General features: G+C 70.0%; 15 protein-coding genes. 7 read left to right on the forward strand and 8 right to left on the reverse strand.

From position 1 onward, the window contains the following. Window positions 1-26 precede the first annotated feature (26 nt). From ABT009_RS34425 to ABT009_RS34450, 6 genes are all read right to left on the reverse strand, one after another. Window positions 27-383: a hypothetical protein gene (locus ABT009_RS34425; RefSeq protein WP_351304095.1), complete on the reverse strand. Its 357-nt coding sequence runs from the start codon at window positions 381-383 to the stop codon at window positions 27-29. Then, entirely contained in the window at window positions 380-1,087 is a 708-nt protein-coding gene (locus tag ABT009_RS34430) for an ABC transporter ATP-binding protein (RefSeq protein WP_351304098.1), read from the reverse strand. The genes ABT009_RS34425 and ABT009_RS34430 overlap by 4 nt, the downstream gene beginning before the upstream one ends. Window positions 1,088-1,136: 49 nt before the next feature. Further along, on the reverse strand, window positions 1,137-1,847 hold the full coding sequence (locus ABT009_RS34435; RefSeq protein ID WP_351304101.1) for an ABC transporter ATP-binding protein: 711 nt from the start codon (window positions 1,845-1,847) through the stop codon (window positions 1,137-1,139). Further along, on the reverse strand, window positions 1,828-3,942 hold the full coding sequence (locus tag ABT009_RS34440) for a branched-chain amino acid ABC transporter permease (protein ID WP_351304103.1): 2,115 nt from the start codon (window positions 3,940-3,942) through the stop codon (window positions 1,828-1,830). The genes ABT009_RS34435 and ABT009_RS34440 overlap by 20 nt, the downstream gene beginning before the upstream one ends. Further along, complete coding sequence (locus tag ABT009_RS34445; protein WP_351304297.1) at window positions 3,942-5,324, reverse strand: ABC transporter substrate-binding protein; 1,383 nt, start codon at window positions 5,322-5,324, stop codon at window positions 3,942-3,944. The genes ABT009_RS34440 and ABT009_RS34445 overlap by 1 nt, the downstream gene beginning before the upstream one ends. A 428-nt stretch (window positions 5,325-5,752) precedes the next feature. Then, window positions 5,753-6,472, reverse strand: a complete 720-nt coding sequence (locus ABT009_RS34450; protein WP_351304106.1) for an enoyl-CoA hydratase/isomerase family protein — start codon at window positions 6,470-6,472, stop codon at window positions 5,753-5,755. 261 nt (window positions 6,473-6,733) lie between these two features. Between ABT009_RS34450 and ABT009_RS34455 the strand changes: the two genes are divergently transcribed. Continuing rightward, window positions 6,734-6,994 carry a chorismate mutase family protein gene (locus ABT009_RS34455; protein WP_351304109.1) on the forward strand — a complete coding sequence of 87 codons (261 nt, stop codon included), beginning with the start codon at window positions 6,734-6,736 and terminating at the stop codon, window positions 6,992-6,994. Window positions 6,995-7,104: 110 nt separating this feature from the next. Here ABT009_RS34455 and ABT009_RS34460 read toward each other — a convergent pair whose 3' ends face one another. Continuing rightward, complete coding sequence (locus ABT009_RS34460) at window positions 7,105-8,133, reverse strand: 2Fe-2S iron-sulfur cluster-binding protein (protein WP_351304112.1); 1,029 nt, start codon at window positions 8,131-8,133, stop codon at window positions 7,105-7,107. Between the two features lie 177 nt (window positions 8,134-8,310). Here ABT009_RS34460 and ABT009_RS34465 point away from each other — a divergent pair, with 177 nt between their 5' ends. The 3 genes from ABT009_RS34465 (at window position 8,311) to ABT009_RS34475 (ending at window position 13,666) form a co-directional block, all read left to right on the forward strand. Continuing rightward, the gene (locus ABT009_RS34465) at window positions 8,311-9,693 is read left to right on the forward strand and encodes an ABC transporter substrate-binding protein (protein WP_351304115.1); all 1,383 of its coding nucleotides are present in this window, start codon (window positions 8,311-8,313) and stop codon (window positions 9,691-9,693) included. Beyond that, window positions 9,690-10,604, forward strand: coding sequence for an alpha/beta hydrolase (locus ABT009_RS34470; RefSeq protein WP_351304118.1), 915 nt, complete (start codon window positions 9,690-9,692; stop codon window positions 10,602-10,604). The genes ABT009_RS34465 and ABT009_RS34470 overlap by 4 nt, the downstream gene beginning before the upstream one ends. A 368-nt stretch (window positions 10,605-10,972) precedes the next feature. Continuing rightward, the gene (locus tag ABT009_RS34475; protein WP_351304121.1) at window positions 10,973-13,666 is read left to right on the forward strand and encodes a SpoIIE family protein phosphatase; all 2,694 of its coding nucleotides are present in this window, start codon (window positions 10,973-10,975) and stop codon (window positions 13,664-13,666) included. Between the two features lie 53 nt (window positions 13,667-13,719). On the opposite strand, the gene ABT009_RS34480 is transcribed toward ABT009_RS34475, so the two are convergent. Next, a complete protein-coding gene (locus ABT009_RS34480) occupies window positions 13,720-14,481 on the reverse strand; it encodes an SDR family NAD(P)-dependent oxidoreductase (RefSeq protein WP_351304124.1) in 762 nt (253 codons plus the stop codon). Window positions 14,482-14,600: 119 nt separating this feature from the next. Here ABT009_RS34480 and ABT009_RS34485 point away from each other — a divergent pair, with 119 nt between their 5' ends. From ABT009_RS34485 to ABT009_RS34495, 3 genes are all read left to right on the forward strand, one after another. Further along, window positions 14,601-15,362 carry an SDR family oxidoreductase gene (locus ABT009_RS34485; RefSeq protein WP_351304127.1) on the forward strand — a complete coding sequence of 254 codons (762 nt, stop codon included), beginning with the start codon at window positions 14,601-14,603 and terminating at the stop codon, window positions 15,360-15,362. 58 nt (window positions 15,363-15,420) lie between these two features. Next, window positions 15,421-15,744 (forward strand): hypothetical protein, encoded by a 324-nt coding sequence (locus tag ABT009_RS34490; protein ID WP_351304130.1) that lies wholly within the window; start codon window positions 15,421-15,423, stop codon window positions 15,742-15,744. A 163-nt stretch (window positions 15,745-15,907) separates the two neighbouring features. Beyond that, entirely contained in the window at window positions 15,908-17,293 is a 1,386-nt protein-coding gene (locus ABT009_RS34495) for an ABC transporter substrate-binding protein (RefSeq protein ID WP_351304132.1), read from the forward strand. The last annotated feature ends 29 nt before the right edge of the window (window positions 17,294-17,322 follow it).

The following is a 17,322-nucleotide window of genomic DNA, read 5'->3' on the forward strand; positions in this document are numbered from 1 at the left end:
CGGAGCCCACCACGGTCACCGCGCGCTCAGCCGCGCTGCTTCTCCGCGTCGATCAGGCGTTCCGTCAGCACATTGAGGTCGTACGACTGACGGGCCAGCCAGAAGCGAAGGAAGCCCGTCAGCGAGTAGCGCAGGAACAGCGCGGCACCGACGACCCCGGCGCCGACCCCGCACAGGCCCAGCGTGATGGCGTCGCGTTGCTCCAGCGGATCGGTGGTGCTGTGGGAGAGCAGGTACGCCGACACGCACAGGACGAGGGCCAGGACCATCAGCGTGGCGCCCAGACGCAGCCACAGCGAGGCCCGTCCGGCGGCCGGGTCGGGGATCTTCAGCTCTGCGAGTTCGCGGACGAAGCGGTCCTCGCGGGGCTCGGTCGTGGTCATGTGGGGCTCCCGAGGTAGAGGTCGGACAAGTCGGTGCGGAATCCGCTGTCGGGCCGGCCCTGCCGCTCGATGCGGCCGCGCACCAGGACGGCCGCATGGTCGGCGATGCCGAGGACGGCCGCCGCGAACTGCTCGACGATCAGCACGCCCACGCCCTGCCGGGCGATTTCGGCGACCTGCTCGTACAGGTTGGCGACGACCAATGGGGCCAGCCCCATGGACAGTTCGTCGAGCAGCAGCACGGCCGGGTCGGTGGCCAGGCCGCGGGCGAGGGCGAGCATCTGCTGCTCACCGCCCGACAGGGTGCCCGCGGCCTGCGAGGCGCGGCGGGCGAGGATGGGGAACCGGGCGAAGGCGACCTCCTCGATCTCCGCGCGGCTGCGGCCGGTGAAGGTCATCATCAGGAGGTTGTCGCGGACTGACAGGTTGGGGAACACCCCGCGGCCCTCGGGGATCAGGCACACCCCCGCGCGGGCGAGGTCCTGAGGGTCGGCGCCGGTCACGTCGCGGCCCCCCATCAGGAGCCGGCCGGATGCCGCCGGGTGGACGCCCGCCGCGACGCGCAGGGTGGTCGTCTTGCCGGCGCCGTTCGGGCCGAGCAGCGCCACCACCTGCCCGGCGGCGACGCTCAGGTCCACCCCGTGCAGAACGGTGATCCCTTCGTGGGCGGCGTGGATGCCGCTCAGTTCGAGAAGCGCACTCACGTATCCCCCAGAGGGTTCAGGCGCCCCTCAGGGCCGCATGCCAGGCTGTTCACGTCGCCCCCAGGTAGGCGGCGAGGACGGTCTCGTTGTTGCGGATCACATCGGGCGGGCCGACGGCGATCACCTTTCCCAGGTCCAGTACGTACACCTCGTCGCTCACGCCCATGACGAGGCCCATGTCGTGTTCGACGAGGACGACGGCCATCCCGTCGTCGGCGAGTGAGCGCAGCAGGGTCGCGAACCGGTCCGTCTCCTCGCCGTCCTGGCCCGCGGCCGGCTCGTCGAGGAGCAGCAGCGTGGGGCGCACGGCGAGTGCCCGGCCCACCTCGACCAGGCGGGCGACGCCGGTGGGCAGCGTGTCGGCCGAGCTGTCGGCCACCTCCGCGAGGCCGAGTCGGTCGATGATTCCGGCGACGCAGCGCTCGGCCTGCCTTCGTTCGGGCCCGAGTTCCGCGGCGACGAGCAGGTTGTCGCGCACGCTGAGGCGGCCGAACAGCTCAAGGCGCTGGAACGTCCGGGCCAGCCCGTGCCGGGAACGGCGTGCAGGACCCAGCCGGGTCACCTCCCGCCCGCCGAGCCGCACCTGCCCGGATGAGGGCCTGCGCAGCCCGGACACGACGTCGAACAGGGTGCTCTTTCCTGCTCCGTTGGGGCCGATCAGGCCGGTGATCCTGCCCTGCTCGGCGCTCAGGCCGACGTCGTCCAGCGCCCGGTTGCCGCCGAACGCGACGGTGACGCCGCTAACCTCCAGCAATGCCACGGGCCAGCACCTCCCTGTCGTCCGCCCGCCAGGGCCGCCTGAGGCCCCACCACTCGACGGGGATCTCCGGTTCGGCCGGGACGGCGGTCTGCCGCGCCGTCGCGTACCGGCGCAGGCCCTCGCCCAGGACCCAGCACCAGATGAGGAACGTCCAGCCGTTGATGACGTCACCCAGCCGCAGTCCCCACCCGAGGGCGAGCCCGGCCAGCAGTGCGGGCAGGGCGACGCGGTCCCGGCCGAGCGGTTCCCACTCGCGCCGGAACCGGGTCACGATGCCCTCGGGGCTCTGCGCCAGCCCCATGCCGGCCAGCGCGGGCATCACAGAGACGAGGTTGTGCCCCCAGGACACGAGGCCCGTCAGGACGTAAGGCCCGACGAAGGCCGTCCCGGCGAACAGCCCGTTGCCCACCGCACCGAGGCCGCCGATCACCGCTACGAGGAAGATCGGCAGTCCGGTCACCAGGCTGAACTGCTCGGCCGTGATGGTCCGCTGCTGCATCCCGTACAGCGCTCCGCCGAGCCCCGCGATCCCCGCGGAGAGTGCGAAAACGGCGACCTTCGCGACCAGCAGGTTGCCTCCGAGCGTCGCGAAGGCGGCCTCGCTGTCGCGCAGCGCGATCAGCCGCCGCCCGAACCGGCTGCGGCGCAGGGCGGCCACACTGAGCGAGGCCAGGGCGAGGCACACCGAAGCGAAGACCAGCAGTTCCGCCATGCCGTCGAGGTGCAGGCCGAACAGGTTGGGCCCGTTCACCTCCACCGACCCCTGCTCGAACAGCTCGATGCGCACCCCGAGCACCTCGAACGACGGCAGCGTGAAGATCCACCGGTCGAGTACCACCGCGAACGCCGCCGTACCCAGGGCCAGATACACCCCGGAGAACCGCAGCGCGGGCACCGCGATCAGTGCCCCGACCGCGGCCGACACCAGGATCGCCGCGCCGAGCGCCCACAGCTCCCCGTGCGCGCCCAGATGCCCCCACACGACCGCGCCGATCCCCGCGATGCTCAGCTGGCACAGCGAGATCTGGCCCGCGTACCCGGCCAGGGGTACGTACGACAGCGCGATGACGCCGAGCGAGAACAGCGGCCCGTAGGTGACGAGGTCGGCGTCGCCGAGCACCGTGGCAAGCACCACGCCGAAAGCGACGATCGTCGCGGCGAACACCGCGGTGCCACGCAGGGACGGCACCGGTACCTGGACCAGGCGCCGGTCCCGGCCGCGCAGCCGCCGGTGCGGGAAGACCAGCAGTGCGATGAACAGCAGCAGCGCAGGCGCGGCGAGCCGCAGCCCGGGCAGGTACTCGTTCTGCGGTAGATAACCCGTCAGATAGCTTTCCAGGCAGCCGACGACGACCGCACCGAGGAAGGTGAGCGGCAGGCTGCGCAGCCAGCCGAAGACGGCCGCCGTGTAGGCGCTGACGATCAGCAGGGACAGCTGGGAGGCGTCCAAGGCGACGGTCGGCGCGATGAGGATGCCGCCGATGGCCGCCAGCTGCGTCCCCAGGATCCAGGCGACGCGGCCCGCGCGCAGCGGGTCGGCGCCGGTGAGCTCGACCAGTGCCCGGTCGTCGACCGTCGCCCGCATCTCCGCGCCGGTGCGCGTGTGGTTCAGCAGGAACCACAGCCCTGCCGCGACCACCACCGCCACGGCCATGGTCAGCGCCTGGTGCCAGGTGACGGTGGCCGGCCCGATGTGGAACGGCTCCCGGTCTGCGAAGAACGTGTTGAGGGGACGGGCGACGTTGGGGTCCCAGATCCAGCGGGCGGCGGCGATGGCCCCGCTGAGCAGGGCCACCGTCATCACCAGCCGTTCCGCCTCGCCGAGGTGCTGCACCGGGCGCATCAGCACCCGCTCGACCGCCAGGCCGAAGCCCGGCGCGAGCACGAGCAGCACCACGGCGAGCGCGACCGGTACCGGCCATCCCCATCCGACGGTGAGCTGCCAGTAGCAGAACGCCGCCAGCATGCCTGCCGCCCCGTGCGCGAAGTTGAACACGCCTGTGGTGACGTAGGTGAGGACCAGGCCGCTGCCGATGATCGCGTAGATCGCCGCCGTGCTCAGGCCGACGATCCCGAACGTGAGGAACTGCTCCATCACTTCACGTCATCCATCGACTTGCCGACGTCCGCGAGGTTCAGCGGCTTGCCGTAGTTGCCCGTGAACTTGTACTGCTTGACGTCGCAGCGGTAGGCGCCCTTGTCCGGCTTGAAGTCGGCCGGCTCCCAGCCCTTCGATGTGGCCTTTTCGACGTTGAAGCAGTCCAGCGGGATGCCGGCCTTGGTCAGGTTGACCGGCGCGAGCAGACCGCCGCCCGTCCACGCGCTCTCCTTGCGGGCCGCCTCGTACACGCACGTGCGCGTGAGGTCGTCACCGCAGCTCTTGGCCGCCTTCGCGAACAGCAGCCAGGCCCCGAAGGCCCTCACCCCCGGCAGCGTCACGTGCGCATCCGGCGCGTACTTCTTGAACAGGTCCAGGAGCTGCTGTGTCGCCGGGTTCTCGGACGCGGTCTCCAGGGGGTGGACACCGCTGAGGTCGGCCAGGTTGTTCTGGTAGTCGAGGGCCTTGCCGGCGAGCTTGAGGAAGGCGGGCCCGTAGGCGTTGTTGTTGGCGTCGATCCAGTCGAGCTTGTAGTTCATGCCGGTGAGGATCTGCTCCAGCTTGGCGAGGCTGGTGAAGTCCCCGTAGAACAGCAGTGCCTTGACGCCCTTGCTCTTGATGGCCTGGGCGTACGGTGTCCAGTCGGAGACGCCCGTCGCCGGGTACAGGTCGCTGTAGGCGATGGTCCCGCCGGTGGCCTTCAGGCCCTCCTTGGCCTGGTCGCTGAGGACCTTGACGACCGGCGAGTCACCGGAGATGACGCCGATGGCGCCCGCCGACTTGGGGTACGCCTCCTTCAGCAGCCAGTTGTAGTAGCCGGCGTAGCGGTTGTACGTGCTGCCGCCGGTCTGGCTGACCTGCAGGTCGGAGCCGTTGTTCGGGACCATACTGACCTGGCTGGGAAAGTCGGGCAGCAGGCAGGACAGACGCTCCTTGGTGCCGAGGCCGTCCAGGGCCGCGCTGCCGCCGACGAGCGCGAAGTCCTCCTTGCAGGCATCCTGCATCCGCTGGCGGACTTCCATCATCTTGGTGTCCCGTACGGTGGCGACGAGCTTGCGGCCGTTGATGCCACCCGCGGCGTTACACCAAGACGTGAACACCTTGGCGGTGTCCCCGTACTCGGAGTTCTTGGTGAAGCCGACATCGGAGAACACCCCGACCTTGATGCTGTCCGCGGTGACGCCCTGCGTGGGGGCGCTCTTGGCGTCTCCCGGTCCGCAGATGCCCTTGAGATCGCCGAAGTCGCCGCTCGCGGCGGCCTGGGCGGCCTTCGTTGGATTGCCGTCACCGCGTGACTCCTCGGTGTCGCCGGACCCGCTGCGGCCGCATCCCGCAGCGAGCAGGGCGACCACGGCCAAGGTGGCCGCGAGGGAACTCATCGGTTTCACGGGGTGTCCTCCTCTTGCTTCCCGACGTGCTGATGGCTCGATAGGCGCGATCAGGGGGCTCGCTCCGGCCGCGCGGCAAAGCGGGCCGGGCACACGCGGGAAGTGCCGGTGACAGCGCACTCCGGGCGCACAGACGTGCCGTTGGTCCGGCCGTCCGGCGTCGGGTGGGCGGCCCACCGCTCCCGCTTCATGGCGTGCCGAGCCGCTGACCGCCGACGGCGAGCCTGATGGGTGCAGGGAGCCTGGGCGGCGCGGTGCGGAGGCGCCGACGGTGTGTCTCGCAGCTGGTCGAACCGGTGTCCCAACTGCCGAATAGGTCCGAATAGCTTGCTCTCGAAATGTGGAAGGTAGCTTCTCCTCAGGGGAGAGGCAATGGTTTCGACACCTCCTGAAGTTCTTCTGCTGCGGCGCGTAGTGCCCTACCGGCCCCGGCTCATCGCCCGGTCCACCGCCGCCCAGTGCGCGTCCCCGACCCAAAGGTCGGCGAAGGCGTCGACCGCATCCTGGGCGGATGCGCCGTCCCGTGTGATCCGCTTGATCTCCTGGGCCGGGCGGTTCGCCAGCGAACGGGCCAGGGTCCGCCAGCCCTCCTCGAAGGAGGCGCGCGGCAGCACCTCGTCCACCAGGCCGATCCGCTCGGCTCCGGCCGCGTCCAGAACCCGGCCGGACCCTGCGAGCAGCAGCGCCCGTCCTTTGCCGATGAGGGCCGCGAGCCGCTCGGCGCCACCCCACGCCGGCATGATCGCCAGGTTGACCTGGGTGAAGCCGATCCTGATGTCGTCGGCGGCCACCCGGATGTCGGCGGCGACCGCCATCTCGGCCCCGCCGCCCAGAGCATGGCCGTTGAGCGCGGCGATCACAGGGGCGGGGAAGGCGGCGATGCGGTCGCAGATCCGCCGCATCCGCCACGCCATGGCCGCTGCCTCCGCGGTGGTGCGCAGGGCGGCCAGCTCCTTGAGGTCGCCGCCTGAGACGAACGCGCGATCGCCCGCGCCTGTGATGACGAGGGCTCGTGCGCCCGCCGCTGCGTCCAGGGCGTGCTCCAGCTCGCCCATGGTGTCCAGTGCGATGGCGTTGCGTGCGTGGGGGCGGTTGATGGTGACGACCGCCAGCCCCGAGTCCGTCTCCAGATCGACCATGGGAATTCCTCCGGGTATCGGCATTCTCGAATAAGGTAAATGCCGTATCCGGCGACGGGAAGGCCGTGGTGGCTGCTGGTCGGGTCTGGCGCCCCAAGAGGGGCGCTGCGTCCATGGCTTCAGGTGCGCCCAGCGGCAGGGCGCGAGGTTCGTTCGATGCAGGGACATTGCGGCCCAGACCGAGGGAGAATAGCATTCTCCAAAGGGGTGAAGGGGAATCTCGTGTGAGCGCCCCCTGGAGAACGGAGGTGCACGGTGGCAATGGACGGGCTTACCGAACACGCGACGCGCAGGTCGTTGTCCCGCATCGAGCAGCTCGACGACGAGATCATCGGGCTTCTGCTGCGGCGCCGGGAGATGGCGAGGGAGCTGCCTGCCCCCTCCGGTCCCCGCGCCACCGACCCCGCGTTCATGGACGAGGTGCGGGCCATCACCAGCCGGTACCGCGAGCAGCTCGGTGGCGGTGGCGAGCTCGTCGCCCGCGCGGTCCTGGTGCTGTGCCATCCGGGCCAGCGGCCATGAGCCGCCCACGGTGATCCTCACAGCTGACACACGAACCGATGGGTCGCCGCCTCGCTCCGGGCGAGGCGGCGACCCATCGGTTTTCCCGATTCAGCCGTAATTGCCCGTGGTTACTCGTACTCGACCGTCACGGACGGCGTGTCCGGCACGCCCTGGCAGGTGAGGACGTACCCCTCGGCGACCTCTTCCTCCGTCAGTGCGTCGTTGACGCGCATGGTCACCGTGCCCTCGGTCAGCTTGGCCATGCAGGTCGCGCAGTTGCCCGCCTCGCAGGAGAACGGCGGGGCGAGCCCGGCCCGCCGGGCGCTCTGCAGCAGCGTCTCGTTCGCGTGCCGCGGCACCGACACCCGCTTGTTGCCGAGCAGAATGGTGATCGTCCCCTCTGTGGCCGCCGGGGGCGGAGTTGGGGTCGGGGCCTGACGCGGCGGGGGCGGCGGCGGGACCTGCCCTCCGCCGAATCGCTCGCTGAAGACCCGTCCCGCCCCCTGCAGCGCCGACTCCACGAGCTCCATGAAGGGCTCGGGTCCGCACACATACGAGTCCGCGTCCATGTCGGCGCCCACGAACTCCTTGATGTCCGCCGCGTCCAGGAACCCCCGCTCGTCATCGAGATGGCGTACGACCGTCAGGCGGCCCGGATGGCGCTCCGCCAGTTCGGCCAGGCCCTCGTAGAAGATCGCCGAGGGCCTGTCGCGGTCGGCGCACAGCAGCCGGACCCGGCGGTCGGTGCCGGCGAGCGTGCTCTTGGCGAGGGAGAGGACCGGGGTGATGCCGCTGCCGCCGCAGAAACCGAGGAGCGGCGTTGCGGCGGGGGCCGGGCGCAGGCAGAACTGGCCCCGTGGCTCGGTCAGTTCGAGTTCGTCGCCCCCGGCCACATGGTCGTGCAACCAGTTCGAGACCTTGCCGCCGGGGACCCGCTTGACGGTCGTCATCAGCTCGTCGTCGGTCTCCGGGGCGCTCGACATCGAATAGGACCGCAGCAGGTCCCGGCCGTCCACGCGGACCCGGAAGATGCAGAACTGCCCGGCGCGGTACGACAGCGGCCCTCCGTGCGGGGCGAGCACGAACGTACGGGTGTCGGCGGTCTCCTGGATGATCCGCGTGACGGTCGCGCGCCGGAACAGCGGGGGGCTCGGCATGGCGGCCTCCTTCTGGTATGAAAGTTCTAGCCATACGAGAATATCGTTCTCGAAGACGAGATGGGACCCTCTCTGCACTCTCGTACTCGCCTCATCGGCGCCGGTTCAACCCCGATCGCGGCGTCATTGCCGCCGGGAGCCGGGCGGACGACGGAGTCCCCCTCCTGAGGAGGAACGTTGCGAAGGCTGTTGGTCGGTGTGCTCATCCTGCTGCTCGCGGGATGTTCCATGCGCTCCACCTCGAACGACGACGCGCCCTCCGCTTCCGAGGCCGCCGAGTCCCTCTCGGGTACGGACTCGGGCGACTTCGGGACGCTCAAGGACGTGTGCGGGCCCGGGACGCCCAAGTCCGCGACCGCCCAGGGCGTCACGGACAAGGAGATCAAGGTCGGCGTCTTCACCGACGTGGGGTTCAGCAAGAAGTCCGAGTACGTCGACGCCGCAAAGGTTTTCACGTCCTGGTGCAACGACGCGGGCGGGATCAACGGCCGCAAGCTCGTCCCGGTGACGCGGGACACCAGGTTGTACGAGGTTCGCGCGCGGATGCTGGAGGCGTGCCGCGAGGACTTCGCGCTCGTCGGCGGCGGTGCCGCACTGGACGGCACGGGGGTCGAGGACCGGCTGAAGTGCCTGCTGCCCGAGTTCCCGGCCCAGTCCAGCATGCGCCAGTCCCTCGGCTCCGACCTGCAGGTGCTGGCCTCCGGCCCTGCGGTCGGGTACTCGCGCTACACAGGGCTCTATACGTGGCTCCTCGAGGAGGCGTTCCCGTCGTCGGCGGGAAGCGTCGGCATCATCACCGGAGACTCGCCCGTCACGAAGAACCTCGCCGCGATGGACAAAGAGACCCTGACGGCGATGGGCGGCAAGGTGGTCTACTCCGACCTCTACCCCGCCCAGGGTGTGTCCGACTGGACCCCCTACGCTCAGTCGATCAAGAAGAAGCACGTCAAGGGCCTGGTCTTCCTGGGTGACTTCACCAGCCTCGCCAAGCTGGAGCAGGCCCTCACCGCCATCGGCTACGCACCGGACTGGATCGATTCCACCAACAACGCCTACAACCCGGCGTTCCTGAAGCTGGCCGGCCCCGCGCTCGGCACCCAGAAGAACTTCACCGAGCTGTTCGGCACGTATCCGAGGGAGGAGGCGGCGGACAACCCGGCGACACAGAAGGTCATCGACCTGTTCAAGAAGTACGCGTCCGGTGCCGAGATCACGCTGCCCGTGCTGCGCGCCTTCTCCGCCTGGCTGCTCTTCGCGACGGCCGCACGCGACTGCGACCAGCTCACCCGCGCGTGCGTGTACGAGAACGCCGCCCGGCACACCGACTGGACCGGCGGAGGCCTCCAGGCCCCCGTCGATCTGACCAAGGTCGACGACCCGCCCGAGTGCTACGTCGTGATGCAGTCGACCGCCAAGGGCTGGGAGCCCGCCGACATCAAGCCCGACCACGGCGCCTACCGCTGCGACGCCCCCGCCTACAAGTTCAAGGGCGACTACGGCGAGCCGCTCACCCTGGCCGACGTGGGCAAGTCGATGGAGGACGTGAAGCAGGACAAATGACCACGACCGAACCCTCAACCGCCGCCACACCACCGTTCGATGACGTGGTCCCTCACGTCGTCCAGGCCGCGGGCGTCCCGGTGTCCGCGCTTGTCGCCGCCGCACCCCGGCCGCGCGCCGTCGTCGTCGCACTGCACGGCGGGGCCGCCACCTCGGCGTACTACGACCACCCCGGACACCCCCGCCTCTCCCTGCTGCGCACCGGCGCCGCCCTGGGCTTCACCGTGCTCGCGCTCGACCGCCCCGGATACGGCAGTTCGGCCGGCCACACCCACGGGATGGGGCGGCCGGAGCGCCGGGTGGAGGTGGCCTACGCGGCGGTGGAGGCAATGCTCGCCGGGCGGTCGCGCGGCGCCGGAGTGTTCCTCGTCGCCCATTCGATCGGCTGCGAACTGGCCCTGCGCATGGCCGTCGACGAGCGCGGCGCGGACCTGCTGGGCGTGGAGCTGGCCGGCACCGGCACACAGCACAATCCGCCGGCGCACCGCCTCATGGAGGAGTGGCGGCGGGGTGGCACCCGTCGGCGCCCCGATGGCCGCGGCATGCGCGACCTGATCTGGCACCCGGCGGACGCCTACCCCGCGGACGTCTACGGGGGCGCCCGCATCGGCTCACCGGCGCCTGCCTACGAAGGTGACGTGGTGCGTACGTGGACGGAGGACTTCCCCCGGCTCGCCGCCCGCGTCCGCGTCCCCCTGCGGTTCACCCTCGGCGAGCACGAACAGGTGTGGCGCAGCGGCCCTGCGGCTCTGGCCGGCACCGGCTCCCTGTTCACCGCCTCGCCCCGCGTCGTGGTGGACGAGCAGGCGGGGGCCGGGCACAACACGAGCATCGGCCGGGCCGCCATGGCGTACCACCTGAAGATCCTTTCCTTCGTCGAGGAGTGCGCCCTGGCCACCAGGCTGGGGTGACAAAAATCAGGCTGTAGTGTAGGAAAAGCCGCAAAGCATTCGATGCCGCTTTCCGGGTGTCGCTTTCTGGGTGTACCGCTCCGGCCACCCGGTCCAGCACTGTGGTGATCAGAGGCGACGGAGCGCCTGTGCAAAGGATGAACCCATCTCGGGACTCCCGAAACGGCTCCGCGGCCCGCACCGCGGAGGCCGTTCCCACCCCATGGGGCAGGAGCGCCGGTGATGTCGCCGGCGAGTGGTGGCACGCCGACGCGGATGAAGCTGAGCCACTCGTGCGGGCGCTGACGCACGTCGTGTCCGATATGGATGCGCTGGGAGCCGGCATCCACCTCCTGGAACCCCAGCGATCGCGGTTGCGCCTGTTGGCCATGGCAGGTCTGACTCCGGCCTTCGCCGAAGCCTGGAATCAGGTGCCCGTCGACCAGGATCTCGCGCCGACGGAAGCGGTACGGCGCAGCTGTCCGGTCGTGCAGACGGACGGCTCCGACCAGCACGGAAGCCGTCCAGGCCCTGATGCGTCCGGCACGCCCGGCGCCCGTGTCCTGGTTGTGCCGCTGGGCCCGGGGACTGCCCCGATGGGAACGCTGTCGGTGTTGCTCGACCGTGTGAAGGAGCTGGGCGATGCCCGGGATTCCCTGGAGGCGGCGGCCGCCCGGCTGCACGGCCACCTCGCAGGTCTGGCCCCCAGTGGGGGGCCGCCGACGGTCGGCATTCCGTCCGGACCCGGGCCGGCGCCGGGGTGGATGCTGGATGCGGCCCAGGTGGGTACGTTCGACTGCAACGTCCGCACCGGTCAGCTGTTCCTCGATGACCGTTCCTGCCTGATCTTCGGCTTGAACCCGGAAACCTTCGACTCCAGGTACGAGACCTGGGCGCAGATGGTGCATCGGGACGACCTGCCCTTCACCGCGTCGCGCATGGCGGTGTTCGAGCGTTATGACGGCGAGTACCGGTTCACGCACCCGGCCGGCGAGCGCTGGGTACGTTTCAGCGGGCTGGTCCTGCCCGGCCCCGATGACCAGCCGGGCCGTGTGGTGGGGACGCTGTTCGACGACACCGCGAGCCACACGACCCGGGAAGTCGCTGCGTACCGCCTGGGGCGCCCGGCCGACGGCGTGGTCATGACCGGCGGCGACGGGCGGATCGTCTACGTCAACGACCAGGCGGAGGGAATTCTCAGGACGTCCCGGAGCGCCCTGCTGGGACGGACACTCTGGGAAGCCGTTCCGTACCCCGGAGAGCCCGGTCTGGAGGCCCGCTGCCGCGAGGCCGCCGCCACCGGGCTGCCCACGGATTTCGACGTACACCTCCCCGCTGTCCGGCGGTGGTACTCGATCAGGCTCACCCCGTACGACGACGGACTGACGCTGTCGTTCAGCGACATCACCGAAGCGCAGGTCCGTGAGGCGGAGCAGCACCGGGTCGAGCACGGGGCGGTGCTGCGTACCACCAAGACGCAGCAGCTGACCGCGGCGCTCTCCGAGGCGCTCACCGTGGAGGACGTCGTCGGCGCCGTCGGCGATCACCTCCTGACGCCGTTCGGAGCCACCGGACTGGCCATCCAGACCCTGGAAGGCGACCGCCTGCGGGTGGCCGGTCACGCCGGATACTCGAAGAGCTTCCTGAAGACGTTGGTAGCCGCTCCGGTGACCCAGGTGTCGCCGACCTCGGACTCGCTGCGCACCCGGACCCCCATCTTCATCGGCTCGGGTGACGAATACGGACGCCTCTACCCCCACCTGGGGTGGCGGATCGGCCCTTCCGGCATGCAGGCGTGGGCCTTCCTGCCCCTGATCGCTTCCGGCAGACCCATCGGCTGCTGCATCATCGCCTTCCTGGAGCCCCGCGAACTCGACGAGGACGAGCGCACCCTGCTCGCAGCGCTGAGCGGACTGGTCGCACACGCACTGGAACGAGCCCGGCTCTACGACGCCGAACACGCCCGCACGGTGGAACTGCAGCGCGGCCTGCTACCCCAAGTCCTCCCGCAGCTGCCCGGCGCGATCACCGCGGTCCGCTACCTGCCGGCCAGTGAGGGCCTGGAGGTCGGCGGGGACTGGTACGACGTGATCCCGCTCTCCGGAGACCGGGTCGCCCTGATCATCGGAGACGTGATGGGGCACGGCCTGTCCGAGGCGGCGACCATGGGCCGGCTTCGTACCGCCGTGCACACGCTCGCGGACCTGGAATTGACGCCCGACGACCTGCTCCTCCAGCTCAATGACCTGGTTGCGCGCCTCGGTGAGGACTTCTACGCCACCTTCCTGTACGCCGTCTACGACCCCGCGACCCGCACGGCGCACTTCGCACGGTCCGGACACCCGCCCCCGGCGCTCGTCCGCCAAGGTGGACAGATCGACATCCTCGACCTGCCGAACAATCCGCCCCTCGGGGTGGGGAACCCGCCGTTCGAGACGGCCGAGCTGGAGCTGCCCGAGCACAGCCTCCTCGCCTTCTACACCGACGGACTGGTGGAAACCCACAGCAGGGACATCGACACCGGCATCTCCGCGCTGACCGGCGCCCTCTCCGACGCGCTGGCCGACCCCCTGACGGATACCGAGACCACACCCGGCCTCGACCGCCTCTGCGAGGGCCTGACCACCACGCTCACCACCCCGCACGGTGCCGAGGACGACGCCGTCCTCCTTCTCGCCAGGCCGCGCGGCCTGCCCCGCGAGCATGTCGCCGACTGGCCGCTGCCCGAGGGCCCCATCGCCGCCGGCGAGGCACGGGCCCTGGCTGCCGCCCAGCTGAGGGCCTGGCGACTGGACCCCCTGGTCGACATCACCGAACTGCTCGTGAGTGAACTGGTCACCAACGCCCTCCGGCACGCCCGTGGGCCCATCCGGCTCCGTCTGCTCCGGAGCCAGTCCCTCCTGTGTGAGGTGTCCGACGGCAGTACCACCACCCCCCACGTCCGCCGCGCCGCCGAGACCGATGAGGGCGGACGCGGTCTGGCCATGGTGGCCCTGCTGGCCCAGCGCTGGGGCACTCGGCACAGCACCCAGGGCAAGACCATCTGGGCGGAGCAGCCTCTCCCGCCAGCCGTCGGGCACTGACCGGTGCGCGATCGCGCCGCCGCGGCCCAGCTGGTGTGCCGATCCCTTCCTTGTCAGGTGTTACGCCCTCCGTTGACGCCGAAGACCTGCCCCGTGATGTAGCCCGCCTCCTCGCTCACCAGAAAAGCGCACGCCGCGGCGATGTCCTCCGGCAGTCCCGGCCGCCGTACCGGGGTGCGTGCGGCGTGGTGGTCGACGCCGGGGCCGAGCAGGCCCTTCGCCTCATTCCGCCGGGTCATCGGCGTGTCGATGAAGCCCGGCGGGATGGTGTTCACGGTGATGCCTTTCGGGCCGAATTCCAGGGCGAGCGCCTTGGTGAAGCCGATGACGCCCGCCTTGGAGGCGACGTAGTGGGTCATGAGCGGCTGCCCGCTGTGCGCGCTCGACGACGAGATGTTGACGATGCGCCCCCACTGGGCGTCCACCATGTCGGGCAGGACGGCCTGGCAGCAGCGGAAGGTGCCGGTGAGGTTGATGGAAAGGATGCCCTCCCACGACTCCTCGGTGATCGACAGGAACGGCTCGAATCCCTCCCGCCCCGCGTTGTTGACGAGGATCCCTACCGGGCCGAACCGTGTCCGGACCTTCTCGACCCCGCGGTCCACCTGCGCGCGGTCGCCGACGTCGACGGCGAGGCCGATGGCGGTGCCGCCGTCGGCGCGGATCTTCGCGGCGGCCGCCTCTGCACCGTCTCCGTTCAGATCGAAGACGGCGACTTTCGCGCCGTCGCGGGCCAGCCGCTGGGCGATGGCGAGGCCGATGCCGGAAGCGGCACCTGTGACGACGGCCGTCTTGTCGGCAGCTGTGTGCGCCATTCCTCTCCTCCTTCGGCGAGAGTTAAGCTGGGTCGATCTGGAGAATACCGTTCTCGATTCTCGGAAACATAGCTATCTTCCTGGGTGGCGAGCCAACCGCCTGACGGGAGGGAGCATGCATGAGCGAGAGTGCGGTGCTGGCGGGAAAGGTCGCGATCGTCACGGGGGCGGGAGGCGGGATCGGCCGGGCTTACGCGAAGGGGCTCGCGGAGGCCGGGGCCGCCGTGGTGCTGGCGGACGTCAAGGCCGAGGCGGCTGAGGCGGTGGAGCAGGAGCTGACGAAGGCGGGCCACCAGGTGCTCGCGGTCCGCACGGACGTGTCGGACGAGGCGAGCGTCGACGCGATGGCGGCGACGGCCGCGGAACGCTTCGGCTCCGTCGACATCCTGGTGAACAACGCGGCCCTGATGGCGGAGATCGTCGGCAAGGGCGCGCTCACCACGATGGACCTGGACCTGTGGCACACCACGCTGGGTGTCAACCTCACCGGGCCGCTCCTGTGCACCCGCGCCGTGGTGCCGTACATGAAGAAGCGCGGCTACGGAAAGATCGTCAACCAGTCGTCGGGAGGCGCCTTCATGGGCGCCAACGCGTACGGGATCACCAAGCTCGGGCTGGTCAGCATGACGCTGTCGCTCGCCCGCGAGCTCGCCCCGTTCGGCATCCGCGTCAACGCGATCGCGCCAGGCAACGTCAACACCGAGGCTGGGGCGCTCTCTTCGCCTCCGCAACTGCGGGCGATGGTCGAGGCGACCGTGCCGTTCCCCTTCGGCGAGCCGGAGGACCTGGTGCCGGGGCTGCTCTACCTGGTTTCGCCCGGCAGCGACTGGGTCACCGGCCACACCCTGAACATCGACGGCGGCTGGATTCCCCGCACCTGACCGCTCCGCATCAGCCAGTCCGGCAATGAGCCGCATCCATCGAGCGACGGAGGAACGCATGGCGAAGCACATCCTGCACGTCGAGTCCTGGCCGGCGAGCCCGGAGACCGTCGAGGAGTTCAACCGCTGGTACGACGAGGTCCACCTGCCCGAGGTCGTGGCGCTGGACGGGTTTGTCGCGGCCCGCCGGTACGCCCCGCAGGAGGACTACGGCCCGTATGTGACGCAGTACGAGATCGAGGGCGACCCGGAGGAGGCCGTCAAGGGCGTCACCGCCGCGGCGGCCGCCGGAAAGCTCGACATGTCCGGCCCGCTGCGGATGGACCCGGTTCCGAAGATGCGGATCATGGAGGTCGTCACGGAGTACCGCCCGGAGTCCTGAGAGCCGGGCCGGGGGGCGCCGTCCGCCACTGCAGGCGGGCGGCGCCCCCGCGTCGTGTCCGTAGTCGTGTCGCTCCGGCAGACATATTGCTTCTCTCTTGCGGAGAAGATAATTTCCAGATTCGGAGAGCAATCTATTCGCCTCGTCAGGCGAGGAGGATCCCGTGAGGAAGAGGAGCTCCGTCGCGACCCTGGCCGTGATCGCCCTGCTCGTCGCGGGGTGCGGCCGGTCCGGTTCGACCGGCGCCTCCCGCGGCGAGGACGACGCGGCCCAGACCACCTCGGGGGCCCGGCCCGCCGGAGACTTCGGCGACCTGAAGGGGCTCTGCGGGCCGGGTGACGCCTCCGGCTCGCCCGCCCAGGGCGTCACCTCCGACACCATCAAGGCCGGCGTCCTCTCCGACGTCGGCTTCACCAAGAAGTCCGAGTACGGCGACGCCGCAAAGGTGTTCACCTCGTGGTGCAACGACGCCGGCGGCGTGGGCGGCCGCAAGCTCGAGGCCACCGTCCGCGACACCCGCATGATGGAGGTCCGCCAGCGCGTCATCGAGGCATGCAAGGAGGACTTCGCGCTCGTCGGCGGCGGAGCAGCCCTCGACGGGCTGGGCGTCAAGGAACGCCTCGAGTGCACCCTGCCGGACTTTCCCGCGCAGACCAGCATGATCAACGCCAACGGCTCCGACCTGCAGGTCAACCAGACCGGCGGAACCGTGTACAACCGCTACTCGGGCTACTACCCGTGGCTGGTGCAGGAGGCCTACCCCGAGTCTGCGAAGGGCATCGGCGTGATCGCCGGCGACTCGGGCACCGTCAAGGTGATGTCGGCGCAGTCCACCGAGGCCATGGAGGCGCTCGGCGCGAAGGTCGTCTACCACGACCTCTACCCGGCCGCCGGGGTCTCCGACTGGACGCCGTACGCGCAGTCCCTCAAGAAGAACAACGTCCGGGGTCTCATCTGGTACGGCGACTTCACCCAGCTTGCCAAGCTCGAGCAGGCCCTCACCGCCATGAACTACAAGCTCGACTGGATCGACACCAACAACAACGCCTACGGGCCTGCCTTCATCAAACTCGGCGGCAAAGCCCTCGACTTCCAGAACAACCTGACCGACCTCAGCGGCGTCCACCCCTTGGAGCAGGCCGCCGACAACCCGGCCACCCAGCAGGTCATCGACCTCTTCGAGAAGTACGCGCCGGATGCGGACATCACCATGCCGGCCCTGCGGGCCTTCAGCGCCTGGGCCCTGTTCGTCAAGTCCGCCAAGGCCTGCGGCGACCAGCTGACGCGCCGCTGCGTCTACGACAACGCCCGCAAGGAGAAGGCCTGGACCGGCGGTGGCGTCCTCGCCCCGGTCGACCTGAGCGGCGCCGAGGTCCCCCTCGACTGCTTCAACATCGAGCACGCCACCTCCAAGGGCTGGGAGCCGGCTGACTTCAAGCCCGACAACAGCGCGTTCCGCTGCGGCGTGAAGCAGTACAAGTTCAAGGGGAAGTACGGCAGGGCCATGACCCTCGCCGACGTCGGCAAGACGATGAACGACGTGAAGTGATGGGAGTCCTCCGCGCCTTCCGCGTCGTC

Origin of the sequence: Streptomyces sp. NPDC002896 (assembly GCF_040295225.1) — a bacterium.
Lineage (GTDB): Bacteria > Actinomycetota > Actinomycetes > Streptomycetales > Streptomycetaceae > Streptomyces.

Excerpts from the sequence above, each read along its gene's own strand:
- ABT009_RS34445 (WP_351304297.1), bottom strand. The coding sequence starts at position 5,324 with ATGAGTTCCCTCGCGGCCACCTTGGCCGTGGTCGCCCTGCTCGCTGCG.
- ABT009_RS34490 (WP_351304130.1), top strand. The coding sequence starts at position 15,421 with ATGGCGAAGCACATCCTGCACGTCGAGTCCTGGCCGGCGAGCCCGGAG.
- ABT009_RS34455 (WP_351304109.1), top strand. The coding sequence starts at position 6,734 with ATGGACGGGCTTACCGAACACGCGACGCGCAGGTCGTTGTCCCGCATC.
- ABT009_RS34460 (WP_351304112.1), bottom strand. The coding sequence starts at position 8,133 with ATGCCGAGCCCCCCGCTGTTCCGGCGCGCGACCGTCACGCGGATCATC.
- ABT009_RS34425 (WP_351304095.1), bottom strand. The coding sequence starts at position 383 with ATGACCACGACCGAGCCCCGCGAGGACCGCTTCGTCCGCGAACTCGCA.
- ABT009_RS34440 (WP_351304103.1), bottom strand. The coding sequence starts at position 3,942 with ATGGAGCAGTTCCTCACGTTCGGGATCGTCGGCCTGAGCACGGCGGCG.
- ABT009_RS34480 (WP_351304124.1), bottom strand. The coding sequence starts at position 14,481 with ATGGCGCACACAGCTGCCGACAAGACGGCCGTCGTCACAGGTGCCGCT.
- ABT009_RS34470 (WP_351304118.1), top strand. The coding sequence starts at position 9,690 with ATGACCACGACCGAACCCTCAACCGCCGCCACACCACCGTTCGATGAC.
- ABT009_RS34485 (WP_351304127.1), top strand. The coding sequence starts at position 14,601 with ATGAGCGAGAGTGCGGTGCTGGCGGGAAAGGTCGCGATCGTCACGGGG.
- ABT009_RS34475 (WP_351304121.1), top strand. The coding sequence starts at position 10,973 with ATGGCAGGTCTGACTCCGGCCTTCGCCGAAGCCTGGAATCAGGTGCCC.
- ABT009_RS34450 (WP_351304106.1), bottom strand. The coding sequence starts at position 6,472 with ATGGTCGATCTGGAGACGGACTCGGGGCTGGCGGTCGTCACCATCAAC.